General features: G+C 35.6%; 27 protein-coding genes. 11 read left to right on the top strand and 16 right to left on the bottom strand.

Annotated elements, in window-relative coordinates; genetic code table 11:
- Positions 1-128 precede the first annotated feature (128 nt).
- Together AB1410_05340 and AB1410_05335 are read left to right on the top strand one after the other, a co-directional pair.
- On the top strand, positions 129-956 hold the full coding sequence (locus AB1410_05340; protein ID MEW6456125.1) for a hypothetical protein: 828 nt from the start codon (positions 129-131) through the stop codon (positions 954-956).
- 213 nt (positions 957-1,169) lie between these two features.
- On the top strand, positions 1,170-1,433 hold the full coding sequence (locus AB1410_05335) for a hypothetical protein (protein ID MEW6456124.1): 264 nt from the start codon (positions 1,170-1,172) through the stop codon (positions 1,431-1,433).
- A gap of 16 nt (positions 1,434-1,449) precedes the next feature.
- Here AB1410_05335 and pyrE read toward each other — a convergent pair whose 3' ends face one another.
- The 10 genes from pyrE to speB all read right to left on the bottom strand — a co-directional run bounded on the left by pyrE (position 1,450) and on the right by speB (position 12,358).
- Complete coding sequence (gene pyrE, locus AB1410_05330; GenBank protein ID MEW6456123.1) at positions 1,450-1,989, bottom strand: orotate phosphoribosyltransferase; 540 nt, start codon at positions 1,987-1,989, stop codon at positions 1,450-1,452.
- Between the two features lie 384 nt (positions 1,990-2,373).
- Entirely contained in the window at positions 2,374-4,557 is a 2,184-nt protein-coding gene (locus AB1410_05325) for a SpoIID/LytB domain-containing protein (GenBank protein MEW6456122.1), read from the bottom strand.
- 18 nt (positions 4,558-4,575) lie between these two features.
- Positions 4,576-5,442 carry a TonB C-terminal domain-containing protein gene (locus AB1410_05320; GenBank protein MEW6456121.1) on the bottom strand — a complete coding sequence of 289 codons (867 nt, stop codon included), beginning with the start codon at positions 5,440-5,442 and terminating at the stop codon, positions 4,576-4,578.
- Positions 5,442-6,371: a Gfo/Idh/MocA family oxidoreductase gene (locus AB1410_05315; protein ID MEW6456120.1), complete on the bottom strand. Its 930-nt coding sequence runs from the start codon at positions 6,369-6,371 to the stop codon at positions 5,442-5,444. The genes AB1410_05320 and AB1410_05315 overlap by 1 nt, the downstream gene beginning before the upstream one ends.
- Positions 6,368-7,174 carry a UDP-2,3-diacylglucosamine diphosphatase LpxI gene (gene lpxI / locus AB1410_05310; GenBank protein MEW6456119.1) on the bottom strand — a complete coding sequence of 269 codons (807 nt, stop codon included), beginning with the start codon at positions 7,172-7,174 and terminating at the stop codon, positions 6,368-6,370. The genes AB1410_05315 and lpxI overlap by 4 nt, the downstream gene beginning before the upstream one ends.
- The gene (gene lpxA / locus AB1410_05305) at positions 7,153-7,974 is read right to left on the bottom strand and encodes an acyl-ACP--UDP-N-acetylglucosamine O-acyltransferase (protein MEW6456118.1); all 822 of its coding nucleotides are present in this window, start codon (positions 7,972-7,974) and stop codon (positions 7,153-7,155) included. Before lpxA ends, lpxI begins: the two co-directional genes overlap by 22 nt.
- Complete coding sequence (gene fabZ / locus AB1410_05300; GenBank protein MEW6456117.1) at positions 7,961-8,431, bottom strand: 3-hydroxyacyl-ACP dehydratase FabZ; 471 nt, start codon at positions 8,429-8,431, stop codon at positions 7,961-7,963. Before fabZ ends, lpxA begins: the two co-directional genes overlap by 14 nt.
- Positions 8,428-8,985 (bottom strand): OmpH family outer membrane protein, encoded by a 558-nt coding sequence (locus tag AB1410_05295; GenBank protein ID MEW6456116.1) that lies wholly within the window; start codon positions 8,983-8,985, stop codon positions 8,428-8,430. The genes fabZ and AB1410_05295 overlap by 4 nt, the downstream gene beginning before the upstream one ends.
- 16 nt (positions 8,986-9,001) lie before the next feature.
- Positions 9,002-11,317 carry an outer membrane protein assembly factor BamA gene (gene bamA, locus AB1410_05290; protein ID MEW6456115.1) on the bottom strand — a complete coding sequence of 772 codons (2,316 nt, stop codon included), beginning with the start codon at positions 11,315-11,317 and terminating at the stop codon, positions 9,002-9,004.
- Between the two features lie 165 nt (positions 11,318-11,482).
- Complete coding sequence (gene speB / locus AB1410_05285; protein MEW6456114.1) at positions 11,483-12,358, bottom strand: agmatinase; 876 nt, start codon at positions 12,356-12,358, stop codon at positions 11,483-11,485.
- 611 nt (positions 12,359-12,969) lie between these two features.
- Here speB and AB1410_05280 point away from each other — a divergent pair.
- The 5 genes from AB1410_05280 (at position 12,970) to AB1410_05260 (ending at position 20,474) form a co-directional block, all read left to right on the top strand.
- Positions 12,970-14,505, top strand: coding sequence for a metallopeptidase TldD-related protein (locus AB1410_05280; GenBank protein MEW6456113.1), 1,536 nt, complete (start codon positions 12,970-12,972; stop codon positions 14,503-14,505).
- Between the two features lie 66 nt (positions 14,506-14,571).
- A complete protein-coding gene (locus AB1410_05275) occupies positions 14,572-15,939 on the top strand; it encodes a TldD/PmbA family protein (GenBank protein ID MEW6456112.1) in 1,368 nt (455 codons plus the stop codon).
- A gap of 1 nt (position 15,940) precedes the next feature.
- Positions 15,941-16,900, top strand: a complete 960-nt coding sequence (locus AB1410_05270; protein MEW6456111.1) for a glycosyltransferase family 2 protein — start codon at positions 15,941-15,943, stop codon at positions 16,898-16,900.
- The gene (locus AB1410_05265; protein MEW6456110.1) at positions 16,897-18,066 is read left to right on the top strand and encodes a glycosyltransferase; all 1,170 of its coding nucleotides are present in this window, start codon (positions 16,897-16,899) and stop codon (positions 18,064-18,066) included. Before AB1410_05270 ends, AB1410_05265 begins: the two co-directional genes overlap by 4 nt.
- Before the next feature lie 563 nt (positions 18,067-18,629).
- On the top strand, positions 18,630-20,474 hold the full coding sequence (locus tag AB1410_05260) for a TonB family protein (GenBank protein MEW6456109.1): 1,845 nt from the start codon (positions 18,630-18,632) through the stop codon (positions 20,472-20,474).
- A gap of 341 nt (positions 20,475-20,815) precedes the next feature.
- Here the strand turns inward: AB1410_05260 and AB1410_05255 are convergent, their stop codons facing one another.
- The 6 genes from AB1410_05255 to AB1410_05230 are packed head-to-tail and all read right to left on the bottom strand — an operon-like array spanning position 20,816 to position 24,016.
- Complete coding sequence (locus AB1410_05255; GenBank protein MEW6456108.1) at positions 20,816-21,040, bottom strand: DUF2905 domain-containing protein; 225 nt, start codon at positions 21,038-21,040, stop codon at positions 20,816-20,818.
- Positions 21,037-21,429 (bottom strand): VOC family protein, encoded by a 393-nt coding sequence (locus AB1410_05250; protein MEW6456107.1) that lies wholly within the window; start codon positions 21,427-21,429, stop codon positions 21,037-21,039. The genes AB1410_05255 and AB1410_05250 overlap by 4 nt, the downstream gene beginning before the upstream one ends.
- Before the next feature lie 6 nt (positions 21,430-21,435).
- Positions 21,436-22,359 carry a methylmalonyl Co-A mutase-associated GTPase MeaB gene (meaB, locus tag AB1410_05245; GenBank protein ID MEW6456106.1) on the bottom strand — a complete coding sequence of 308 codons (924 nt, stop codon included), beginning with the start codon at positions 22,357-22,359 and terminating at the stop codon, positions 21,436-21,438.
- Positions 22,356-23,501: an acyl-CoA dehydrogenase gene (locus AB1410_05240; GenBank protein ID MEW6456105.1), complete on the bottom strand. Its 1,146-nt coding sequence runs from the start codon at positions 23,499-23,501 to the stop codon at positions 22,356-22,358. The genes meaB and AB1410_05240 overlap by 4 nt, the downstream gene beginning before the upstream one ends.
- A 43-nt stretch (positions 23,502-23,544) precedes the next feature.
- Complete coding sequence (locus AB1410_05235; protein ID MEW6456104.1) at positions 23,545-23,775, bottom strand: type II toxin-antitoxin system HicA family toxin; 231 nt, start codon at positions 23,773-23,775, stop codon at positions 23,545-23,547.
- Positions 23,768-24,016 (bottom strand): type II toxin-antitoxin system HicB family antitoxin, encoded by a 249-nt coding sequence (locus tag AB1410_05230; GenBank protein ID MEW6456103.1) that lies wholly within the window; start codon positions 24,014-24,016, stop codon positions 23,768-23,770. Before AB1410_05230 ends, AB1410_05235 begins: the two co-directional genes overlap by 8 nt.
- A gap of 100 nt (positions 24,017-24,116) precedes the next feature.
- On the opposite strand from AB1410_05230, the gene queC reads away from it, so the two are divergent.
- The 4 genes from queC (at position 24,117) to AB1410_05210 (ending at position 26,782) form a co-directional block, all read left to right on the top strand.
- The gene (queC, locus tag AB1410_05225; protein MEW6456102.1) at positions 24,117-24,824 is read left to right on the top strand and encodes a 7-cyano-7-deazaguanine synthase QueC; all 708 of its coding nucleotides are present in this window, start codon (positions 24,117-24,119) and stop codon (positions 24,822-24,824) included.
- 356 nt (positions 24,825-25,180) lie between these two features.
- A complete protein-coding gene (locus AB1410_05220; protein MEW6456101.1) occupies positions 25,181-25,669 on the top strand; it encodes a transposase in 489 nt (162 codons plus the stop codon).
- Between the two features lie 34 nt (positions 25,670-25,703).
- The gene (locus AB1410_05215; GenBank protein MEW6456100.1) at positions 25,704-26,045 is read left to right on the top strand and encodes a 6-carboxytetrahydropterin synthase; all 342 of its coding nucleotides are present in this window, start codon (positions 25,704-25,706) and stop codon (positions 26,043-26,045) included.
- Positions 26,046-26,080: 35 nt separating this feature from the next.
- Positions 26,081-26,782: a 7-carboxy-7-deazaguanine synthase QueE gene (locus AB1410_05210; GenBank protein MEW6456099.1), complete on the top strand. Its 702-nt coding sequence runs from the start codon at positions 26,081-26,083 to the stop codon at positions 26,780-26,782.
- The last annotated feature ends 146 nt before the right edge of the window (positions 26,783-26,928 follow it).

Here is a 26,928-nt window from a genome sequence, read left to right as displayed (position 1 = left end):
AAAAAAATTCAAGCCTTACACTAGAAAAAAAATTTTTAGTTGACAAAAAAATATTTTCATATTAATATTGAGATTCATTCTCAATTAATGATATTTAAATGAAAAAGTTGTTAAAAAAGGAGAGTCAAATGAAAAAATTATTGAACGGAAGGCTCGCCGCAATTCTGCCCCTTCAGGGGCAAGTAAGGCGAGCAATATTAATGATAAAATACCTTTCCGTCGAAAAATCCCCGCCATTTATCGCGGGGTTCTTCAAAATGTTAATCGTAGTTCTAATTGTTGCTTCTTCTTTTTCCTTATATGCAGACCGAAGAAGTTATGTCTGGACATATGAATATTTAACGATGCATAGAGGAGGAGCTGAGATTGAGTATTATTTAACATTGGAGCTTCCTGATAAAGATAAAGGAAATGTAAATAACTGGAAACACTGGATGGAGCTTGAATATGGAATTACTGATCACTGGGATATAAGTATTTATCAGCAGTTCACCCATAAAAATTCAGAACATTCTTCTTCATTTTATTATGATGGGTTTAAAATTCGAACAAGAATAAGAATAGGGGAAAGGGATCAATTCCCGTTAGACCCATTAATTTATCTTGAATATAAAAATAATGGAAACTTGTCCGAGCCAGGGGAGTTTGAAGGAAAATTGATACTTGCAAAAACAATTGGAAATCTAAATTTTTCATACAATCAGATTCTTGAAAGAGAACTTGTAAAGGGAGTAGATGCTAAGCATGAATATGCAACAGGGCTGAGTTATGAATTTAACCCCAGAATAAAGTTAGGGATAGAATCAAAGGGCAATTTCACTGATAAGAGATATTATTTAGGCCCAACAATTTCCTTTGCAACTTCAAAATTCTGGATAAGCCTCGGAGTAGCTTCAGGGTTGAATAAGGAGAGCAGGGACATAGATTTCAGGCTTCTTCTTGGGATACCTCTTTAGCGAATTGAACGGAAGGCTCGCCGCAATTCTGCCCCATACCCCTTCAGTGTGCTGTCGGAGAGATTTTTTTGCCTGTAAAGATATATAAGGGACAGCACACTGGAGAGTAAGAAGAAATAAATAATTGAGAAAAGGTATATAAGATTTGAAATTTTTCAGAAAAGAAATAAAATATAAAGCATCACAGAGAAAAGTTTGAAAGGGTAAATAAGAATGAAGGTGTTAACAAAAAATACAGCCCTATTTTTAATTTTAATGATTTTATTATTTTCATGTGCATCTGTAGTTCCAAAAACCAGAATGTCAGAAGGAGAAAAGCTTTACAGGTCAAAATGCACTGTTTGTCATAACTTGGTTCCTCCATCTAAGTTTTCATTTGAAAAATGGAATGAATACATTGAAAAATATGGAAAGGAATTGAATCAGCTGGAGAAGGAATTTATAATCAATTATTTAAAACAAAATAGCAAAAAATAGGGACACATCCCATTTTTTAAAGGATTCCGAAATCTTTTCTTGTGAATATAGAAATGAATTTATAACCCTTTGATTCCAGGTTTTTTCTTCCACCTTCCAACCTATCAACTATTGCCATTGTCAACGCCACCTCAGCTCCTTCTTCCTCCACAGCTTTTGCAGCTTTCAATATTGAAGAACCGGTAGTAACAACATCATCGATAAGGGCAACTTTCCATCCTCTTTTAAATGGTCCTTCAATCAATTTCATCTCTCCATGAGTTTTTGGTTCTTTTCTCACTATGAACCCATAAATTGGCTTTCTCAGTTGATAACTCAATCCAACAACTGCACCCACAATCGGGTCTGCTCCAAGAGTATAGCCTCCTATTGCATCTACATCAAATGCTTTTAAAATTTCGAGCACAATATTTGCTATAAGATATGCTCCCTCAGGATCCATTGTGGTTATTTTTCCATCGATATAATAAGTGCTTTCCCTCCCGGATGCTAAAATCCTTTTTACATCTTTTTTAAAAGATTTTTCCTTTAAAATCTCCAGAAGTCTTTCTCTCATTGTAATCTCCATTTCCTTATTTTTTTGAGACCTCTGAAAAAGTCCATCTGCTTCGTTGCAGTCTCAGCTTTATCGCTCCAACGTACAGGAAGTACACCTCCGCTCAAAGCTTCACTGCGCCTAGTGTGCTGTCCAATAAATATCTTCTCAAACAAACAATTTCTCCTAAAGCACACTGAAGGGGTATGGGGAAGGTATCTTCCCCATTTCTGGGGGGTGCTCAGCGAAGCGTCTAAGGAGATCTTTCTCCCATAGGGAAAGTGTTGTGGCACAAAAGAATAATAAAAGATATTTAAGTGACACGACACTAGCATCTGGAGCTTTTGATATATGAAGCGTGTTTTCGAAGTTACCTTTTCTGATCAATTATACTTCCTTTATTTTTTAATATATTTTTTTTACTTCAATATTCTTATAATATTTTTTCAAAATCTGTTTGTAATTTGCGCCGTTTCTTGCCATCCCAAAAGCTCCAATCTGACACATTCCTACTCCATGTCCCCAGCCCCTGCCGGAAAAAGTAAAATGGGTAATTTTCCCATCTCTATTCCATTCTCTGTCGATTTCAAATAGTGTATCTCTTAAACCAAGCGCAGCTTTTATCTGATAACCCTTTATTAAGATTTCCTCATTGCTACTGATAACTACAAGCTCTATCACTCTGTTTGATGAACCTCTTTTTTTCACTGCAACATCGATAAGCTCTTTAATCGGGTAAAATTTTTTGATGCCTCTCTCAAGTTCGTTTTTTGATTTCCTTACTATCCATCTGCTGTAAAGAGATGTTCTGTCCAGAAGGGATGAAATTGAAGGAATTATTTCAATGTATTTTAATTCCCCGTTTTTTTCTATCCATGTAGCCCTCTCATCTCCGATTAAGTTGATGGAAGTAGCAGGGGATAACTCATTGTTTATATCTCTGAACAGGAAGACATTAGGGTTTATCTTGAGTTTCATTTTTTTACTTTCTTTTTCAATTTCAAGCTCAGAATCAGAGAGAGCTTTCGCAATTTCTCCTTTTTCCATCAGGTCTGGCTTTAATTTATTTATAACATTTAAAACTACAAGAGCTGCATCTCCTCTTCTAATCCGTGTGTTTATGTAATTTGATTCATTAAGGGCAGGTAATATTTTTTCATGAACAAGATATGTAATTACGCTTTTTTCTTCATCGGATAAAACTTTTGTATTCTTGAACAGGAATTCAACTTCTTTTTTTCTTAAGAGGAGATCCGGCCTTTTTTCCCAGTCAAGGCATTTTATGAGATACACTCCAAAATTAACCCAGTTTAAATCTCCCTCTATCGAAATCTTTTTTTGTTTTTTCCCTAAAAACAAAATCAGCCTTGAAATCCATTCCTGTATTTCATCTTTTTTTGCCTCATCCTCAAATGATGAGAAAATTGAAAACATCGGAATTATTTCCAGACTGATAAGTCTGGCAATTTCCTTGGTTATTACTCTCTCATCAAGCCTAATTGAAAGCGGAGGAACAGAGGTTCTCAAAATATATTCATTCAGATTTTCTATCGAGCATTCAACGTTTTTCAGGTATGATATTTCTTCGCCCCCAAAGACATTCTCTCCGTCCTCTGTTGCTCCTCCACATGTGGATGTGTATAGTGCATTTATTAAATCGTTCTTATAAATAGCAACTTCTCCAATTGTCTCATCCACTGCTTTTGAACTTAGCGGGTTTTCAGAGCTTTTTCCATTATACACCTGGCATGAAGAAGAAGCGCAAATATCATATCCGTTCATTTCGAATGACCCCATGTTCTTCAGGGCATACGTTCTTGCAGCAACTGCCTGAGCTTTCAATGCTTCAATCTCAGGATAATTGAAGGGGGATAGTTCATTGGGAACAACGCCTTTGAGATAATCATCGATATTCAATGTATTTACAAGAGTTAAACCATTTTTATTATGAATTATTGAGAAAATTCCACTGTACAAATTACCATTGAACTTCAGGCTGGTATTCCTTGAGGAAGGAATCATCATCAATGAATTTCCTTTGAAAAGCTTTTCACTCTTTCCTTCCCAGTAGAGAAACGCAACATCGGTTTTTTCTTTACTGAACTTTTCATGAAGTATCCATGCATCGTTAATTTTTAAATTCCATGCTTTTTTTATATCCTGCTCTGCCTCGGATCTATCGGAATAATATCCTGCTTTAATCTTGAATAATTTTGAAACTCTGTCCTCTTCAATAAAAATTTCCTTAATAAAAATTCCCTTAAGTTTTGAGATGAATTCCTCAGCTTTGCTCCTGGTTGTGAATGCTGCCAGTTGAATCGAATATCTTTCTTTTTCCTTTTCAACTTCAGTTGCTATTATGAGATTCTTTGCGTTTAAGGCTAAAAGATTAAAATGGCCATTGTTGCGCCAGATCCTCATCGAATCTGCCTGGATTTCAATTTTTTCAGTTCCATCAATAAGACCAACTCTTATAACCGGTTTTCTAATCGGAAACGCTCTGAGAACCTCTTCCTCTTTTTTTACTTTTTTAAGAGGGGCACAAAAAGGCAAAAAAAATAAAATGTATAAAATTATTAATTTTTTCATTCGGATTTAGTTAAAATTCTATTTTTCTTCAGGGTATAAATTATAATAAAAAACGAAGTAGGCTGGCAAATTTTTTTTTGGAAGGTCATAAGGAAGGGGAGGGAATGGAACCGAAGAGATTAAGGCATTTATTGCGGATTGGTCAAAAGAAATGATACCCGAGGGTTTGTATATGGTAAATTCACTTATTGAACCGTCTCTTTCGAATACTAAATATATCGTTGAAATGCCTCTTATTCCATATCTTGCAGCTGTGGGTATGAACCAGTTTCTCTTTACTATTTTTATAACCTCTCTTGCCCATGGAGTGATATCATATCCTCCTGAGTCAAAGTATGCGGAGGCACCAAATCCTTGATAGGGATATCCTCCTCCTTTTCCTTTTGAGGATCCTCCCTCGAATGAAAAACCGGATGGAAACCGAAGGTTACTTTTTTTCTGTTCGTCTTTATCTCCATCTTTGAATTTTAATCCAGAATCAATTTCATTTTTTTCTTTTTTTCCTTCGAAGCTTCCTTTTCCAGTTCCTTCTCCTTCAGGTTCTCCCTCTGGTTTTTGAGGCTCTGTTGCAATTGGCTTCTCCTGTTGTTTATCTTCGATCGGAGCTTCTACATCACCTTTTCTAACGAATATTCTATCGTCTTTTTTGATTTCTTTTTCTTCTTCTTTTTTTCCCTCAATTTTTTCTTTTGTTTTATTTTGTTCATCTTTTTTTGGAGATGGATAAATTAATGGGACATCTGGAGGAAAGTTTTTTGGAAGATAAGCTAATATGGTCTGAGGAGTTTTGATCTTAATCTCTGGAGAAGGAATTGTCAGGATTAGAACGATAAAGACAAAATGGAAAATGATAGAAAAAATTCCAGGGATGATACGTCTATTCATTAATAATTAATGTATTCTTTTTTGCAGGAATTAAATATCTTTTGAGCCAGCTCAAGAGCCCTGAGGCCGTCTTCTCCTGAAACCAAGCTTTTTTCACTTCCCTCAATCGTATTTATAAAGTTTTCAAGTTCTTTTTTTAAGGGCTCATCTTTTTCTATGATTAAATTTTCTTCTATTATTTTCGATTCTTTTAATGCGTAAACTTTAACTTCCTGATCTTTGTAATCTATCGAAATATAGTTAAAAGGCTGGAAAACTCTGAGTTTTCTTACCTTCCTTCCATATACCCTGCTTGCGGTAAGGTTGGCAACTGTTCCAGATTCGAATTCAATCCTTGCATTTGCAATATCGATTTTATCGGTTAAAACATTTACCCCGATTGCTTTAATTTCTGCTGGTTTGCTTTTTACTATGTCGAGGAGGATGTCAAGGTCATGAATCATAAGATCAAGGATGACATCGATGTCTAAAGACCTGAGAGAGAATACACCGAGCCTGTGGACTTCGATAAATTTAGGGTCCTTTATGATTTCCTTTGCCTTCTGAAGGGCTGGATTGAATCTTTCAAGATGTCCTACCTGAAGGAAAGTTTTATTTTTTTTCGAAATTTCAATAAGTTTTTCCCCTTTTTCTACATTTTCTGTGATGGGTTTTTCGACCAGAGTTGGCTTTCCTGTGTCTAAAAGCTCCTTTGCTATTTCAAAATGAGTATTGGTCGGAGTGGCTACAACTGCAGCATCTATTTTTTTTATTAAATCCTTCCTGTCAGGGCAGAATTCAGTGTTGTATTTTCTTGAAATCTCAATGCCCTTTTGGATGTCTATATCGCAAACTCCCGCAAGGGAGACCTTCTCAAGACTTGAAAGAATTCTTGCATGCTGAGACCCCAGGTATCCTACACCGATTACTCCAATCTTTATGTTTTTCATTTTTTTGAAATTATCGAAAGTCCGTGTTGATCAGCAAATGAAATTGCCTTTTTTTGGCTGAAAAAAATAGTTTTTTTTGCTTCAAAAACAAGAGCTGAAGCATTTATTTTTACAAGATTTTTTATCGTTAAAAGACCCAACACAGGAACATCGTATCTCATATCCTGCTGGGGTCTCGAAACTTTTATAGCGACAATTCCATTTCCAGCTATTTTTCCAGCCCTTTTAATCATCATATCAGTCCCTTCCATTGCTTCTACTGCAACCACAGCTCCATTCTTTACCGCTATAGATTGACCTATATCCATTTCAGAAATTTTTTTTGCAATCTTCCACCCATATTCTATATCCTTTAAAGTTTCTTCGTCTATTTTTTTAACTGTAAGTATTCCCTCATCTGGAAGCAGATTTTGAAGGAAAGCTGTTGAGTCGATAATCTTTATTCCGTTTGATTCTAACACTCTGCCAATCTCATTTAGGATTGAAGTGGTATTTTTTCTTTCAAGAGTAGAAATGAATTTTTCCGCATCAGAATAGGGCTTAAAGTCGCTATAAATTAAAGAATGTTGAACTTTTCCTGCCATCAAGGCTTCGATTACATTTTTTTCTTTAAAATAAGATATGAGATTGTCCAATTCATGAATTTCAAACCAGCGAATCTCATCAGAATATTTTTGAAGCTCAGAAGAAGTAATTCCTTTTATGGCAGCGGTTATTATTTTATCTCCTCTTTTTCTTGCTTCTTTTGCAACCAGCATCGGGAATTGACTTCCTCCAGCTATTATACCAATTCTTCTTCCCATTCTAAGCTTATTTTCTTTATTATCCCTCTTTTTGAGGAATTTATAAAATCGATTAATTCTCTGACCTCCTCTGTTTTTTCAAGTTCATTTTCTATTTTTTGAATCGCCTGAGTTGTGTTTAGGTCAGAGAAGAATAAAAATTTGAATGTATTTTTTAAAACTTCCAGAGAATCTCTTGAGAATCCCCTTCTTCTCATTCCGATTGAATTCAGCCCTAACATATACGTTGGTCTTGCTCCTACAACCCTTGAGAAAGGAACGACATCCTGAGTTATAACCGAATATCCTCCGATGTAAGAATACTTTCCGATTCTTGTAAATTGATGGACTCCTGTAAATGCTCCAATAGTAGCAAAATCGTAAACCTCAACATGTCCCGCAAGAGTTGCTCCATTGACAAATATGGTTTCATTTCCCACCTTACAGTCGTGAGCAATGTGGGAATAAGCCATTATATAATTTCCATTTCCAATAGTTGTGGTTCCTCCTTCTGAAGTTCCTCTGTGTATTGTGACAAACTCTCTTATCCTGTTTGAATTTCCAATTTTTATAAATGTCTCCTCTCCTTTATACTTTAAATCCTGAGGGTCTTTGCCCAAGGCAACGTATGGAAAAATGTGATTATCCTCTCCGATTATAGAATTTTTTTCGATGAAAACATTTGATTCAATCCTCGTATTCTTTCCTATTCTGACATTCTCTCCTATCACTGTATATGGCCCTATTTCAACTCCATCTTCAATTTTTACATTTTTACCTATAACCGTGGTGGGATGTATTTTAATTTTATTTTTTGTCATCTCTTCTTTCTATTTCTTCTATGTCAACTATTGTTGATAGATATTCTGCTTCTGCTACTTTTTCATCGTTAACGAAAGCTTCTCCTTTCATCTGGCAGAATTTTGACTTTATTTTTGTTACCTCAAGAATCATTTTCAATTGATCTCCTGGTACAACTGGTTTTTTGAATTTGGCATTGTTTATACCTGCAAGATATATAAGTTTTTTTTCTCTATCAGGCACATTCCGGAGAAGGAGAACGCCCCCTGTCTGGGCCATGGCTTCTAAGATGAGAACGCCTGGCATCACTGGCGCTCCTGGAAAGTGCCCCTGAAAAAAAGGCTCATTGACAGTGATGTTTTTTACGCCGACTATTTTTTTCCCTTCTTCAAAGTCCAGAATTCGATCGACAAGAAGGAAGGGATACCGATGGGGAAGGAATCTGAAGATGTCTCTGATGTCTATTTTCTCATTCATTTTTTCTCTTGGGACTGTTGCTTTGGTGCTGGAGCTTTTGATTGGTTGTATCTTTTTATTACCTCATCAGTTATGTCAATTTTTTCATCATAGTAAATAATAGGAAGTCCCCGAAGGTCAAAAACTATAGCATATCCCTTTTCTTTACCTAAATTGCTGATTATTGGAGTTACTTCATTCTGAATTTTTGTGAAAAGCTTTGCTTGTAATGAATCAAAATCTCTTTGAGCATCTTCCATAAGTCTTTTCAATGCCGTGTCTTTCTGCTCAATCTCATTCGCGAGTTTTTCCTGAGCATCTGGAGATAGAGAGAATCTTTGAGTGGCCAACCTGTCCCTTAATCTCTGCAGTTCCTGAGATTTTGTGTTGATTTCTTTCTGCTTTTGTTCGCTGAAATTTTTTAATTGAGCCACTACCTCTTTTCCAGGGATTGACTCCTCGAGAATCCGTCCAGAGTTAACGACTGCGATCTTTATTTCCTGAGGAAAAGTGTAGAAAGTGACAAATAAGAATATTGCTAAAAAAAGGACCATTTTAGTAAATCTAATTTGCATATTTCCTCCTTCCAAATTAAAATGTTGTTCCTATGGCAAATCTAAAGGCGAAATGGGAATCCTCTTTTTTGATTTTTCGAGGGTTATAGGCAAATATTAACCTGAAAGGAACCCTGAGCATAGGCACAAAAATTCTTGCCTCTAACCCTGTTGAAGAGTATAGATTTGATAAATCAATTTTTTCTCCAATTGCCCATACATTTCCCACATCGTAGAATATTATTGCTTTAAGAGGTCCTCCCACTGGTATCTGGTATTCAAAATTGAAAAGAAGACTCTTATCTCCTCCAATCATAACACCTGCTTCATTCTTCGGACCTATTGTGTAAAATTCAAAACCTCTGAGGGATAGCTCTCCTCCCATGTACAATCTTTCATAGAAAGGAAGCTGTTGTTCTTTCAATGGCTTCACCCTTTCTGCTTCGAAATGAAATCCAAGCACATGATTTTTCCATATCGGCTTGAATAATTTCCATTCAAATCGGGGTCTTATGAGGAGAACATCTCCTCCAAGGAATGATGAGGAATATCTTAATGAACCAAGGTAAAAAACCCCTTCCCTTGGATCGATAGGGCTATCTACTGTTGAATAATAGAAAGTGGGAATTATACTCGAAAATATTCTTTTTCCCTCGGTGTAGTAAAAATATGAGTATGGGTCATAAAGAAAGAGATTTTCATTTACATCTTTTACATCAACTACTTCATAGCTGTAAGTAATGTTGGTTCGGAAAAATTTATAGATTCTTGCTGCAAAGATAAAGTCACCACCTTTTCCATATCTCGTGTAAAGATCAGGGAATTTCAGGCCTCTATCGTAAAGGTTAAATCCGATTGTAATGGGAAGGTCTAAAAGATATGGTTCAGTGAACCCGAACCTGTAATCTTTTATCCTCTGGCCGGTTGTTAATGTAACATCCATCGTCTCACCTGAACCTAAAAAGTTTACGGTTGAGTACGATAATGCCATAAATGCACCTTCATAACCGCTGTAACCTCCTGTGAATTGAATTTGATTTCTCTGTAGCTCTTTTACCTCGCAGGTAACATTGATTTTTGAGGGGTTCTGCTGGTCAGGGTTCACTTCTGGAAATTTCTCAAAGTCAACAAGTCCAAGCTGTTTTACTCTTTTTAAACTTTCTTCGAATGCTCTTGTGTTGAAAATATCACCTTCTCTTAAAAGCCATTCTCTTCTTATCACAAAATCTTTTGTGAAATTGTTTCCTTTAAACTGGAGTTTTCCAAGGTATGCAAGGTCATTTTCCTGGATGTGCAATTCTAAATCGACTGTCCTTTTAGAAGGGTTCAGGTTTTCAACAGGAGCTATCTGGGCATAGAAGTACCCTCTTTCACCATATAACTTCTGGAGGTTCTCAACTGATTTGTTTCTGTCAGCAAGGCTGTAAACATCTCCCTTTTTCATTTTAATTAGACTTTTTATTAAATCAGCTGGAAGTGTTTTATTCCCAAAGATGTTTATTTCATTCAATCTGTATTGAGGTCCTTCCTCCACAGGAATTGCAATTTTTGCCATTTTTTGTTTTTTTAGAAAAATTGTTCTTTTATCTATATATTCTATTTCGGGCTTTCCAAGTTTTACCTCCATGTAACCCTTGCTCTGGTATTTTTCTTTAACTTTGTCAAGGTCTGCTTCTAATTTATCCTGAGAGAAGACGTCTTTTGATGTAACGTAGGAAATGATTGAGTGAATTTTCGTATCTTTCATCGCTCTTCTTAAAGTGCCGTCACCTACTCTTTTATTTCCTTCAAAAACTATCTTTCCCACTTTAATCTTTGGTCCCTCATTAACCTCAAATGTTACTGAGACTTCATCCTTATCCCTTTTTGTTTTAACCTCAACTTTTCCCTGTTGAAGTCCTTTTGATTGGAGAAGATCGCTTATTACAGTTTTAACTTTCAATATTTTATAAGGGTCATAGTAGGAGTAAGGTAGAATATAAATATTTTTCTCTTTTAGCTTATCTTTTATGTCCTGTTCTTTTACATTTTTTCCAGTTTTGTATTCTACAGATTTAATTACAGGATTTTCTTCTAGGTAGATTTTTACTATTTTTCCATTGGATCCATCTTCCTCTTCCATTTTGATGTTTGAGAAAAATCCAGTGTTCCAGAGAGATTTAAAATCTTCTCGGAGAAGTTCCTCATCATAAACTTCTTTTTCCTTTGATTTTATGTAAAACATAATTGTGTCCCTGCTTACCTTCTTATTTCCGATTATTTCAATTTTTTCAATCAGAGTTTCCGCAGAAAGAAAGGAAATTGCAAAAAATAAGAAACTAAATAAACTAAATAAACTAAATTGTCTTTTCATTTTAAATGCTCCTCAATCATTATTTTTATATATACCATAAAATTTGAAAAGTAAACAGTAAATCAAAAATTGCAAAAAAGTTGGGGTCAGGTCTCATTTTTTGCATTTTTCGGAGGGGAAAAAGGGGGCAGGCTACTTTTTTGCTTGAATAAAATGAAACAATTTTTATCCGAAAATATAACTGATAAGCTTATATATTAGTTTGGCGGTTGTGTATTCAGAGGTAGGATTTAAAGGGATGGGGGAGATTTCAACAAAGTCTGCACCAATGATTTTTTTCTTTTTTGAAAGTTTCCTCAGCAAAGAGGTCATCTTCTCCCAAGTCATTCCGCCTGGCTCTGGAGTTCCAACACCGGGAACTATAGAAGGATCAAAGACATCCATGTCTATTGAAAGATAAACATCTTCATTCAGAGAATCTAACATATCATTTTCCCATCCTTCTTTTAATATATCAGACATTTCAAACAGCCTGTAGTTTGTGTTTTCCCTTATGAATTTTCTTTCCTCAAGAGAGATTGCCCTTATCCCCAAGCCAGTTATTTCAACACCTATTTCTAAAATTCTTCTCATCACGCAGCTATGACTGAACTTTGTGCCTTCGTAGATATCTCTTATGTCAGGATGGGCATCCAGCTGAAGAACAGAAAACTTATTCTCTCTTTTTTTTAACAATGCTTTAACTATTGGATATGAAATTGTATGTTCACCGCCCAAAAAAATAATGAATCTATCGCTGGAGATTATTTCTTCTGCAGCTTCTTCAATAATTTTTAAAGATGCTTCAATCGAAAGAGAAAGCTCCACTGGCTCAAGAGTGTGAATACCAAGCTTATATGGTTCCCACCCCATTTCCTCTTCATAATATTCAAGAAAGTTCGATGCTTCTATGATTTTCATCGGAGCTAATTTTGTTCCTCTTATGAAAGAAGTTGATGTCTCGTAAGGAACGGGAAGGATTAATATTCTGGAGAAATCTTTTTCGGATTCCTTTCCCCTGATTCCTAAGAAATTTAAAGGATCTGCTCTTCGGTAATTCATGTCAGAAATTATATCACATTATTATTAATGAACAAAATTGGGATCAGGTCTTGAAATATTAAGAGAGAATGTATTCTAGACATACAAGATAAGCAGGAAGGGTGGCGGAGAAACCGAAGGTTCCTGAAAACCGTCACGAATGCGGAGGGGGCATGGTCCTCTCACTTATTTTAAATTATGAGTGAAATTAAAACCAATAGAAGATAATGTTTTTTGAATTATGTATAAGTTATATATTCTTTCCCTTTTTAATAAGTGAGGGGGAGCGAAGCATGAGTGCTCCCCCACTAACTGTATTTATTCCAAAAAAATTAAGTGATTGAAGTAGAGATATTATGAATTCCTTAATTTATAGCAAACGCATAAAATATTGTTACATGTAGGGCAAGGCTTTAGCCTTGCATTAAGCAACCTTAAAGGGTTGCCCTACAATTTATTCAATGCGTTTGTATTAGGTAAAAATAAGTTAGTGCGGGACTGGGGAAAATACAGCGTGTTTTCGAAGCCACCTTTTCTGATCACTCTGAAACTTCTAAGCAAGGGGAATAGTTGATCTCCTTTCTCTTTACTGTTTTCTTTTTTTTATATATATTTGGAGTCGGGAGGAATACATGAAGGAAAGAGAAATATCGAGACGAAGATTTCTTGAGTTAGCAGGGATAAGCTCGACTGGAATTTTTTTCCTTAAATTTCCTGTAGAGAGGTTATTCAGTCAGGAGGTAAAAATGCAAGATATTCGATTTGAAGACCATTTCGAAATCGATAAAGACACAATAAGGAAACTTCTTGATTTGGGACTTTCAAAAGGAGCTGATTTCTCAGAACTCTATATGGAATACACGATCAATGAAAATATTTTCTGGGAGGATCAGATTCTCAAAGATGCATCAAAAGGAATCTCACGGGGAATTGGAATAAGGGTAATCAAGGAAGATTCTTTTGGGTACGCTTTTTCTGATGATATAAGCTTTGAGAGCTTAAAAAATTGCGCTCTTACAGCAGCAGAGATTGCCTCAGGTTCAGCAAAGGTAAAGTCAGCTGATTTATCCCCTAAAAGATTTAAAAACCTTTATCCCGTTAAAGAGCTTTTCACTAAAAAGCCAGTTCCCTCAAAGATTGATCTTTTAAAAAGAGCTGATGATAGAGCAAGAAAATATGACCCTTGCATCAATAAAGTTTCAGCTTCTTTCATGCAAACTTTAAAATTTATTACCATTGTCAATTCAGAAGGACTGTATGTAACTGATGCTCAGCCTTTAATAAGGTTTGGTATCTCAACTGTTGCGGAAAAAAATGGAAAGAAGCAAAGAGGTTCAAGGTCAGGAGGAGGAAGGATTGGGATGGAATATTTTATTGAAAATCCCCCTGAAAAATTAGCAAAAGAGGCTTCAGAGCAGGCTGTTAAATTTTTAGATGCGAAGGATTCTCCAGCTGGAAAGTTTCCTGTGGTTTTAGCACCTGGCTGGAGTGGGATTTTGCTCCATGAAGCAGTAGGGCATGGCCTTGAGGCAGATTTTAACCGTAAAAAGGAATCAAACTATTCTGATCGAATTGGAGATAAAGTGGCGAGTGAGCTATGCACAGTGATAGATGATGGAACAATCATGAATCAGAGAGGGTCTATAAATTGTGATGATGAGGGAAATAAAAGTAATAAAACTGTTCTGATAGAGAATGGAATCCTTAAAGGTTACATGCATGACAGAATTTCTTCCAAATATTTTAAGGTCAATCCCACTGGAAATGGAAGAAGGGAGAGTTATAAGCAATTTCCGATTCCAAGAATGACAAACACTTATCTTCTTGCGGGAAAAAGCTCTTCGGAAGAGATAATATCATCTGTTGATTATGGAATTTATACAAGAAATTTCAGCGGAGGTCAGGTAAACATTTCAAATGGAGATTTTGTTTTTTCTGCTGTTGAATCATATTTAATTGAAAAAGGAAAAATAACAGCTCCCTTAAAGGGAGTTACGCTAATCGGAAATGGACCTGATGTGTTAACAAGAGTGAAGATGGTTGGGAATGATTTTCTGCTCTCAGATGGGGTATGGACCTGTGGAAAAAATGGGCAATCAGTTCCCGTTGGAGTTGGCTTACCCACTGTAAAAATTTCAGAGATTACAGTGGGCGGAACAAAAGTGTGAGGGAGAACAAAAGTATAAAGAGTGTAGGGCAAAGCTTTAGCTTTGCATATTTTAGAGGAGAAGAAAATGGACTTAAAGAAACTTGAACAAATTACTAAATATGTTGTAGACCTCGCCAAAAAAAAGGGTGCTGATGAAGCTGATTCAATTATAAGAGAATCTAAAGAATTCAATGTTATAGTCCGACTGGGAAAAATTGAATCCTTGAAAGAGGCTGTATCAAAATCCCTTGGCTTAAGGGTTATTAAAGATAAAAGAACTGCAATTGTTTACACTTCTGACCTTGAAGAGAAATCTTTGAAAAAGCTTGTTTCGGATGGGATTGAACTTGTAAAGTATTCTGACAGAGATGAATTTTCTACACTTCCAGATAAGAGCGAGCTCGGAATTGCAAAAGGGGATTTGAAAAATTTCGACAGTAATGTCGAAAAAATTTCTTCTGAAAAGAAAATCTCTATGGCAAAGGAAGCAGAGGAAGCAAGCTTTGCTTTTGATAAGAGAATCACAAATTCAGGAGGGTCTTCATTTTCTACCGCTATATCAGGAATGGCTCTTTCTAATTCTCAAGGGTTTAGTGGCTCATTTTCATCGACTGGAAGTTCTCTTTCAGTTTCGATGATTGCAGATGATTTAGAATCAGAAGTTAAGGGTAAAAAACAGAGAGGATGGTGGTATACATCAAATCCATTCTTCGATAAACTTGAAAAGCCCCAGGATGTGGGTAAAAAAGCTGCAAAGAGAACCATAATGTTTTTAGGTGCAAGAAAAGTAAAAACAAGGCAGGCTCCTGTTCTTTTTGATCAGTTTATAGCTTCGAATCTTTTATCTTTTCTTTCCTCCCTTGTTTCTGGAGAGAGCATATATCGGAAAATGAGCATCTTTGTAGATAAGCTGGGAAAGAAAGTTGGCTCTGAATTTCTTAATGTAGTCGATGATGGATTGATGTCCAGAGGATTTAATTCAAGGCCTTTTGATGGCGAAGGTGTTGTATCAAGAAAAAATGTAATTTTTGAAAATGGTGTTTTAAAAACATATCTTCTTAATACCTATTCAGCAAAAAAGCTTGGATTGAAAACCACTGGGAATGCCTCAAGGTCAATCGCAGGAAGGCCTGGGGTTGGAATTTCCAACTTTTATCTTATAAACGGAAATATATCTGAAAAAGATTTGATTGGAGAAGTGAAAGATGGCCTTTATTTAATGGAGACCATGGGGGCTGGAGTTAATCCTGTAACAGGAGATTTTTCAGTTGGAGCATTGGGAATGTGGATTGAGAATGGAAAGATTTTATATCCTGTTTCAGAAATAACGATTGCATCGAACATCAATGGAATGTTGAACAACATATTGGGTCTTGGAGATAATCTTGAATTTAGAGGAGCATATGCTTCGCCTTCTTTGCTGATAGATAAAATAACTGTAAGTGGAAAGTAAGTTGGAAGCAACTTATGTTTCAGTAGTTGTTCCGGTTTTTAATGAGGAAAATAACCTTGAGATTTTACATAGAGAGCTTTCAGAGGCTTTAAAGAACCTTGATAAAAAATACGAAATAATTTTTGTCGATGATGGAAGCGTGGATAATTCCTTTCAGGTCTTAAAGAAGATAAAGGAAAGCGATAAGAGTGTAAAAATAATAAAGCTGAGGAGAAATTTCGGACAGACCTCTGCACTCTCCGCTGGTTTTGACCATTCGAAAGGCGAAATTATTATCTCTGTTGATGCAGACCTTCAAAATGTTCCCTCTGACATTCCATCTTTAATATCAAAGCTTGAGGAGGGATATGACATTGTCAATGGCTGGAGGTGGAAAAGGAAAGATCGATTCCTGACAAGGAAAATTCCATCTGCTGTGGCAAACTGGCTCATCTCCTTTATCACTGGAATTAAACTACATGATTATGGGTGCACTCTAAAAGCATACAGAAAAGAGGTTTTAAAAAATGTGAGACTCTACGGAGAGATGCACCGATTCATACCTGCTGTGGCAAGCTGGATGGGAATAAAAGTGGCAGAGGTAAAGGTTAATCACAGGCAAAGAAAGTATGGAAAATCAAAATACGGTATTTCAAGGACGATAAGAGTAATTTTAGATCTTATCACAGTAAAATTTTTAATAAGTTATTCCACAAGACCTCTACAGATTTTCGGTCTCTTTGGCTTCATCAGTTTTTTTGTAGGGTTTATTTTAGGTTTATATCTTTCATATGAAAAAATAATATTGAGAGAGGCGATCGGAGGAAGGCCCCTCCTTTTACTCGCAGTACTTTTGATGTTTCTCGGAGCCCAGTTTATAACACTGGGACTTTTAGCTGAAATGCTTTCAAGAACATACCATGAGGCTGTCGAGAAAAAAATATATGTGATTAAAGAGATTCTCGATGAAGATGAAAAATGAAAATTTTAATGATAGCTCCAGAGCCTTTTTTTCAGCCGCGAGGGACCCCTCTATCTGAATATTTCAGGATAAAAGCCTTAATCGACTTAGGACATCTCATAGACCTTGTTACATACCCTGTAGGTGACGATGTAGATTTTGAAAATTTAAAAATTATCCGCATCTCGAAAGTACCATTTATTAAAGAAATAAAAATTGGGCCATCCTTTCAAAAAATTCCGTTAGATTTATTGATATTTTTGAAAACTTTCTCTCTACTTTTAAAGAAAAAATATGACATAATTTTTTCCCATGAGGAGGGTTCATTCATCGGTGTATTTTTTTCAAAAATTTTTCGAATTCCCCATCTCTATGACATGCATTCATCCCTTCCCCAGCAGCTAAGAAACTTTAAATTTACAAACTCGGTTTTGATTTATAAAATTTTTGTAGCCCTTGAGAGGTGGGTTTTAAAGAATTCGAAATCAGTGATTGTGATTTGCAAGGATCTGGAAAACAGAGTTAAAGAAATTGTAGAAAAAGAAAAAATATTTTTGATTGAAAATTTTCTTGATTTTACTCCTGAAGATTTGCCAGAAGAAAAAGCAGAGAAGATTAGAGGGGAGCTAAACTTAAAAAATAAAAAAATAATACTTTATGCTGGCACTTTTGAGCCATACCAGGGTCTTCATCTTCTGATTGGCTCATTAAAAAAAATTGAAGAGAAGGATGAGAAAGTTTATAGGGATCTGATTTTGGTTCTGATCGGAGGAAAAGATTCCCAGATAAAAGAGCTTAAAAATTATGCAAGAAAAGCTGGAGTTGAAGATAAAGTTATTTTTTTAGGTGAAAAAAAACCTGATGAGATACCATTTTTTATAAAAATTTCAGATTGCCTTTTATCTCCGAGAATTTCAGGCACAAACACGCCCTTAAAAATTTATTCATATCTTAAAAGTGGAAAGCCAGTCGTTGCCACAAATCTCTGGACTCATACTCAGGTGATAAATGATGATATAGCGATACTCGTAGACCCTGACCCAGATAGTGTCTCTGATGGGATACTCAAAGCATTAAACACGGAAATTGGTCCTCTTGTAGGTAAGAAGGCAAAGGAGTATGCCCTTCTTCACTTCACCTACACCAATTATCTTAAAATGCTCAGATCTTCGTTATTCATTATTTAATCCCGAATTACGCAAGGATATTATGTAAACCTTCGTTAATTCGTCATTCCCGCGAAGGCGGGAATCCAGAAATAAGTGATAATAAACCCTGGATTCCTGCTGGAGTTTACCCTCATGAAAATGGGGGCAGGAATGACATTAAAGGAAATCTTGCGTAATTTGGTTTAATGTAATGATTAATATCGATGATTAGGATTTGAGCAAAAAATGCAAAAAATGAGACCTGACCCCAATTTTTTTGCATTTTTTTACTTTAAGAGGTCAACTATCCCCTCCGCTCAGAGGTTATCTCTAATTATAATTTAAGGGTGATCAGGAAGGGTAACTCCGAAAACACGCTGTATTTTCCCCAGCGAGGAAAATCACAGCTCGGCACTCATGCTCCGCTCTTCTCCTGAGTATTCACTCAGGAGAAACCATGCCCACTCCGCATTCGTGACGGTTTTCTCCGCCACCCTTCCCGCTCAGAGAAATATTAAGTTAATTTCTTCTACCACAAAACTTTGCGTACTTATAAAAAATAATTTGAAATTAGGGATTTAAGTAATTTATAATAAAATTAAATGACAATGATAAAAAAATGTCCCCAATGTTCAGCATTAAATCCTCCTGATTCAAATTTTTGTAGAAGCTGTGGAAGTTATCTTGAGGCAACTCAGGTTATCCCTGAAACAAAAGCACTCGAAGAGGCCCAGAAAGAAAAAGCAATAACTGATGAATTCTTTTTGGGAAAAAGATACCAGATTTTAAGTCTTTTAGGTGTTGGTGGGATGGGAAAAGTTTATAAGGCAAAAGACCTTGAACTTGATGAAATTGTGGCGTTAAAAGTGCTTCATCCTGAGTTCAGCACAGATGAGAAGATCATTTCTTACTTTAAAAGAGAAATTAAACTAGCTAGAAAAATCAAGCATAAGAATGTAACAAGGATTTTTGATTTACAGGAATATGAGGAGAAAAGGTTCATTTCGATGGAATACATTGAGGGAGAGAATCTGAAGAATATCATCAAGGGAAAAGGTCCATTAAAATTAGAAGAAGGAATCGAAATAATAAAACAAGTGTGTGAGGCTTTAAAAGCCTCCCATGATATGGGAGTGATCCACAGGGATATCTCATCGAAAAACATAATGATCGATAAAGATAAAAATGTTTACATCATGGATTTCGGAATTGCACGCTCAGCAGCCATTACTGGTGACCCTTCGCTTACAACAAGTGGAGTCATCGGGACCCCGCATTACATGGCTCCAGAACAGCTCAGGGGAGAGGTAGCAGACAGAAGAACTGATATATATTCCCTTGGAATAGTTATGTATGAGATATTTACCGGTACCCTTCCTTTTCCTGGAACAACTCCAATAACAGTGGCTCTGATGCATCTTAATGAGAAGCCTCCTTCACCGGAGAAGATAAATAGAAAAATCCCCCCTGAAATATCGAATGTTATTTTAAAATGTCTTGAAAAGGATAGAGAGAAAAGATTCCAGAGTGTTGATGAAATATTGAGTGAAATTGAGAAAAGAGAAGAATTTATGCCAACCCAGTATATCTCGATTCCTGTAAAGAAACCTCCTTTATTTATCAAAAAAATAAAACCCATATATTATGCAATTGGTGGCGTTGCATTATTTTTTCTGATAGGAACATTTTTATTGATAAAAGGACCTCCTTCTAAAAAGGAGGTAACTCAACTTCCTCAAGTCTTACCAGAGAAAAAATTAGAAATGGCTCAAAAAATTCCTGCTGAAGAAGAAATGCTTAAACAGATGGAGAAGAGGCCAGGCGAGGAAAAAGAAATCGTTAAAAAAGAAGAGAAGGACCTGATCATAGAGAAAAAAGAAGCTATAACTCCAGTCTCTGAAAAAAAAGAGGAACCAAAGAAAAAAGTAGAGAGCATGGTAAAAAAAGAGGAAATGACGCCAGTAAAAGAGCCACCCAAAAAGATTCCAACACAACCAAAAAAAGAAGAGAGGAAAGCAGAGGTTATTAAGTTTGATCAGAAAAAAGAGGAAAAGATTCCTCCAGAAAAAAAAGAAGAACCTGCGGTAGAGCCAAAGGTTGAAGAGGGGATGGAGGAAAAGAAAAAACTTGAGGAAAAAGGGATACAGGTCGGAGAGGAAGTGGGGTATAATTTATTAGATAAAAAGCCTCAGATTATAAAAGATGCATTACCTAAATATCCAGAGTTTATGAAAAGATCTGGGATGAAAGGCGAGGTGAGAATTATTGTTCTTATTTCTGAAAATGGAGATGTTATAAACTGGAAAATTTTATATGTGAACCCGAAAAACTTAGGGCTTGAGGAATCTGTTGTAGAAGCAGTAAAGAAGTTTAAATTCTCTCCCCCTGAAAAAGATAATGTTCGTGTAAAAACCTGGATGCTCCTCCCTCCATTTATATTTAAATGAGACCTCTGAAAAAGTCCATCTGCTGCGTTGCAGCCTCAGCTTTATCGCTCCAACGTACAGAAAGTACGCCTCCGCTCAAAGCTTCATTGCGCCTTGCATCTGGAGCTTTTTAAGAGGTCTCTTATGCAAAAAAATTGGGGTCAGGTCTCATTTTTTGCATTTTTATTTCTTCCATAAAAAGGGGAGAGCTCATTTTTTATTTTCATACAAGTTTCAAAGTTTTCATGTCTAAGTTCATAAGTGTATTCATAGCTGGTATTTTTAATATTTGATTTTACATTTGGCATCTTTAATCATTTTATTGAAAAAAATTCGGATAGAGAGTCTGTCTCCCTGTTTTTTTATTTCTTGAAGAATTTGAATAATAGATTCAGGAGAATTGTAAGGAGAATGCTTATCAATATACTCGTTGCTAAAGGAAAATAGAAGGTGAAATTCCCTTTTTTAATCAGTATATCTCCTGGAAGCTTGCCGATAAACTTAAATTTTTCAAAATACCTGAAAAATAACCCAAGAATAATTATAAAAAAGCCAAACAAAAGTAACAAATTTGAAATTAGTTTCATCTTTTTTTCTGTTTCAGCTCGACCAGAACTCCGCTGAAGTTCGATGGCCGGAAGAATGCCACTTCTGAATCATCCGCACCTTTTCTGCTTGCTTCAATCTTTTCAAACCCTGCCTCACAGATTTTTTTCACTGATCCTTCAAGGTCATCGACTTCAAAACAGATATGATGTAATCCTTCTCCTCTTTTTTCTAAAAATTTATGAACAGGAGAATTCTCATCAAGAGGAGATGTCAGTTCAAGGCCATTTTCAAAGAATGCAACCTCAACTTTCTGACTTAAAACTTTCTCCACTTTGAGCAATTTTAAGCCAAGCACATCCCTCCACTTCGGAATTTCACTTCCTAAATTTTTTACAGCTATAGAGATGTGGTCGATTCTTTTAATCATAATTCTTTACCCTTTATTTAGAATTTTTTCAGCGATTGAAAAAGGATCTAATTCCCGCTTATAGATTTTTTCCACATATTCATCAAATTCCTTTTCTGAAAGGTTTTGTGTCAATTTCCTGAAACTTTCCTCTTTTATTATATCCTCGAGCATCCATCTGAGGAATCTTTTTCTTTTCTCTTCAGCTTTTCTTGATTGTTTTATTTTTTGAAGAAGGGAAAGCGTTTTTTCCATAAGCTCTTTCACACCTTCTTCCTTTATTGCAACTGTCTTTACAACCTCTGGAACCTCTCCTTTTCCTCCGATCGAGAGCGTCGCTATAAGTTGTGATTCCATCCTTGTTGAGTCAGGATGGTCAGCTTTGTTCAGCACAAATATATCTCCAATTTCCATAATCCCTGCTTTAAATGTCTGAATTTCATCTCCTTCGCCAGGTGTGAGAACAACTATAACAAGATCTGATAGTTTTACAATTTCAACTTCATCCTGACCGACTCCAACAGTTTCAACGATTATAAAGTCTTTTCCTGAGGCATCAAAAATGCTTATCACCTCTCCTGTTGATTTTGCGATTCCTCCTAAATGTCCTCTTGTTGCCATGCTCCTTATGAATACACCATCATCTGTGCTGTGCCTCATCATTCTTATTCTATCGCCGAGGATAGCTCCTCCTGTAAAAGGAGAAGTGGGGTCGATTGCAATTACTGCAGCGCTTTTATTAATTTTTCTTAAATATGCCAGTATACAATCAACGAGGGTGCTTTTTCCTGTGCCAGGTGCTCCTGTTATTCCAATTGTAGAAGCCTTTCCTGTGTTTGGAAATATTTCTTTTAAAAGATTGAGGTATCCATCCTCATTATTTTCAACCATCGAGATGGCTTTTGCCAGAGCTCTGGGGTTACCTTTTATTATCTCTTCCTTCAAATTCATTTTTCTGAAAGCAATTGTCTTGCTATGATCAGTTTTTGAATCTCTGTTGTTCCTTCACCGATTGTGCATAGCTTGGAATCTCTGTAATATTTCTCCACTGGAAATTCTTTTGTGAAACCATACCCACCATAAATCTGAACTGCAAGGGATGAAGCCTTCACTGCTAATTCACCTGCAAAATATTTTGCCATCGAGGATTCTTTTATCGGCTCTTTTCCCAGATCTTTGATGTATGCAGACTTATAAGTTAAAAGTCTTGCTGCATCGAGTTCTGTTGCCATATCAACTATCATCCACTGAATCGCCTGGAAATTCGAAATGGGCTCTCCGAATTGAATTCTTTCTTTTGCATATTTCATGCTTGCCTCTAATGAAGCTGCAGCAATTCCCAGGGAGAAGGCAGCGATTGAGATTCTTCCCCCATCCAGGACACTCATCACATCGTAAAATCCTCTTCCTTCTTCACCAAGGAGATTTTCTTTTGGGACTTTTACATCCTCAAAAATCAGCTCAGCTGTGTCAGAAGCCCTTACTCCAAGCTTATTCTCTTTTTTGCCTATTTTGAACCCTTCCATTCCTTTCTCTAAAATGAACGAAGAGATTCCCTTTCTCCCTTTTGTTTTATCAGTTACAGCAATCACAACATATATGTCTGAGACAGAGCCATTTGTGCAGAAAACTTTGTTTCCATTCAGTATATAATAATCTCCCTTTTTCTCAGCAGAGGTTCTAATCGAAGCCACATCAGAGCCTGCCATTGGCTCTGTCAATCCCCATGCGCCTAAAGTTTCACCTACAGCTAATCTTGAAAGATATTTTTTCTTCTGAGTTTCATTACCAAACTGGTATATATGGTTGGCGCAGAGGGAATTATGAGCTGCAACAGTTAACCCTACAGATGCATCAACTTTTGAGAGCTCCTCAAGGATAATGACATAATCGATGTAAGAATATCCAGCACCGTTATATTCAGGAGGAAAGAGTATTCCTAAAAGGCCCATCTCTCCAAGTTTTTTTACTACTTCAGAATCAAGCTCTCCTTTTTCATCCATCTCTCGGACTCTCGGTCCGATTTCTTTTTCCGAAAAATTCCTGATTGTATCCCTTAACATCATTTGCTCTTCAGTTAATGAAAAATCCATTATTATTACTCCTTATTTTAAATATTATTAAATTTTTCAGATCTCAAAGATTTTCCCCTTCATCCAAAGTAATTTCTCTTCCAATCTTTTGTTGGACTTGTTTTATTAGTTTTTTTAATTGATGGACAGAAAATTCATCATTATTTGGAATTGTTTGTTTGTATGAACCATAAAGCATAAATTCATGTCTTCCGCCAGTTTCAGGATCTTTAAATCCTAATTTTTTTAATTTTTGAATGAATATCCTTCTTTTGCATGGAGTCCATCTACTCATTAACTGTTGCTCTTTTTGGATTTAAATCAATATTATCTATTACAGGTATTTCATGGCCATGTCGAAGACCGATAATTATCCAGCCCTCAAGCACTGATTTTAATTCTTTTTGGCATTCGAAAAGAGTTTTTCCGAAAGCTATTGTGCCTGGGCAATCTAAGATTTCTCCACAATAAGTCCCATCTTCCAATTTTTCATACACAGCCCTTTCCATTGCTTTTTCAATGTATTCTAAAATCATTATAACCTCTCAAGCTAAAATATCATACAAGGTAATGGATTTCAATAATAAAAACAAAAAAAGAATGAAAAGAAAGGAATGATGTGCTAAAATTTATTACATGATGAAAGCAATTGTTCTTTTTTCAGGAGGAATTGATTCAACAACATCGCTTTACTGGGCATCCAATAAATATAATGAAATTTTTCCTATTACTTTTGACTATTCCCAGACCCACCAGATTGAAATTGAAATGGCAAAAAAAATAGTAGAGAGGCTTAATTTAACTCACAAAATTTTTAAAATTGACTTAACTCAGATTGGAGCCTCAGCTCTTACTAATAAGAATATACAGATTCCGGAGATAAAAAATCTTTCTGAAATCGGAGATGGAATTCCTGCCACATATGTTCCTTTCAGAAACGGAATTTTTCTCTCGGTTGCTGCAGCTTACGGAGAATCGATAAATGTTTTTGAAATAGTGTGCGGGTTTAATGTGATTGATTCTCCAAATTACCCTGATACGAGAGAAGAGTTTTTGAAATCGATGGAAGCCGTGTTAAATATCGGAACATCTTCCTCGGCTAAAAATAAGAAATTCTCTTTAGTAGCTCCATTTTTAAAGCTCAAAAAATCCGAACTTATAAAATTGGGCCTTGATCTTGGAGCTGATTATTCTTATTCAATTTCTTGTTACAGAGGAAGCGAAATCCCCTGTTTTTCCTGCTCCTCATGTATATTAAGGGAAACCGCCTGGAAAGATATTGGACAGGAAGACCATCTGATCACAAGACTGAAAAAAGAAGGAAAATTAAAGAGCCCCCTTTAATCTTGATTAAAGGGTAGCCCAATTTTATTTAGTTCTGCTGAAAAAAGAAGGAAAATTCAAGGTATTCCCTTAACATTTGTGTGTATTAATATCCAAATATGTGTAATATTATAGTTGACAACTGTGGGGCTCAATATTAATTCAAAAATTTCAAAATCTTTATTGTCCATGCCCCTATCCCATTTTCATCTGTAGGGCAAGGCTTCAGCCTTGCATAATTTCATTAAATAATGCAAAGCTAAAGCTTTGCCCTACATTTATTATTTGAATTAGATCTACATTTTCATCTCATACATTTGTTGTAGGGCAAGGCTTCAGCCTTGCATATTTTAAAAAAAATATTGTATGTTAATAAAATGAAAGAGATTGGAAAGGATATAAAATACAAAAAACGCGTTCGCCTTAAAGATTTCAATTATAAAGGTTACAATAGGTATTTTGTAACCATATGTACAAATAATAATAAAAATCTATTTATTAACAAGGATTTAATTGATTGGCTAATATCTGAATTAAAGGAAATTTCAAATAAACATCATTTTAACATTTGGGCTTATTGTTTTATGCCTGACCATTTACATTTGTTAACTGAAGGGAATGATGAGGAAGCAGATATGAGAAAATTTATAGCTGCTTTCAAACAAAAAACTGGCTTCCTGTATAAGAAGAAATTTAATAATCAATTATGGGAAATAAATTATTACGAACATGTGTTAAGAAAAGAAGAGACCATCAAAGAAGTTGCATTTTATATATTTAACAACCCGTTGAGGAAAGGAATCGTTAAAAATTATCAAGAATATCCTTATTCAGGTTCTTTTATGTTTGATATTAATGATTATTAAGTAAAAATTTATATTTTCAAATGATGGAGAGGAAATGCCCTGGATATTAAAAGTTAGAGATAAGTTTTCAGCAGCTCATTATTTAAAAAATTATAAGGGAAAATGTGAAAAAGTCCACGGTCATACATTTGAAGTTGAGGTTCAAATCGAAGTGGATAGATTAAACGAAACTGGTATCGGCTATGATTTTATCCAGATAAAGAACTCTCTCTCCGAGCTCCTTCCTGACCATTCTTTTTTGAACGAAGTTTTCGATTTCAATCCGTCTGCTGAGAATCTTTCCAGATATTTTTACCATGAGATGAAAAAGCTCTATCCTGTGAAAAAAGTTATCGTATGGGAATCCGATACTTCCTCTGCAGAATATTATGAATAGGGAGAGCCAATCTCATGAATAGATAATTATAAGTAATGCTTAAAGTAAATGAAATTTTCTGGAGTGTTCAGGGTGAAGGGCTACGTTCAGGTGAGCCTTCGATATTTTTAAGACTTTCAGGATGCAATTTAAGGTGTTATTTTTGCGATACAAAATATGCATGGGAAGATGGGACTTTATTACCCGAAGCGGATATTATTAAAAGAATAAGAAAGCTTAAAGAAAAATACAAAACCTCTTGGGTGGTTATAACAGGAGGTGAACCTTTTTCTCAACATATTTCTTCCCTTTTAAAAAAGTTGAAACAAAAGAAGTATTTTATTCAAATTGAAACGAATGGAACTTTAGTTAATCAAAGTAGCCCAAATCTAAAATCATTACCTGAATCCCGTAAAAATATGAGTGTCAACGAAGATAAAATTTCTAAAAATTTATCTGTCTTTTCTTATTTAGATTGGATAACAATTTCTCCAAAGCCTCCTGAATATAGATTTAAAAAAGTATTTTCAAAGCTTACCAAAGAAGTTAAACTTATTGTAACGAAAGAGCTCAGCTTGGAGGTAATAAAGAAAATGAGGAATTCCTTTCCCCAAAAAACCCCCCTTATTTTACAGCCCCAGAGCAACCTCAAGTGGAGCCTGAAGAAGGCTCTGAAGCTCATCGAAGATGCGAGCAAGTCAGGGATCCGAAATGTGCACCTTGGGCTCCAGTTCCAAAAGATCTACTCAATTAAATAAATGTGAAGGGGTCATGTGAAGGGGAACATCCTATCGGAATTTTCAAATAAAGAAATTCTTTGATTGATTTTTTCTTCAAGGTCCACCATTAAGCTACCTCCCGGCAATAAACGGACAAATCATTCTCTATCTTCCACAGTAATTTA

It is taken from the genome of Acidobacteriota bacterium (genome assembly GCA_040756905.1).
In the GTDB taxonomy this organism is placed as follows: domain Bacteria; phylum Acidobacteriota; class Aminicenantia; order JBFLYD01; family JBFLYD01; genus JBFLYD01.
The sequence above is the reverse complement of the archived record's forward strand: the minus strand, read 5'-3'. Positions and strand labels throughout refer to the sequence as shown.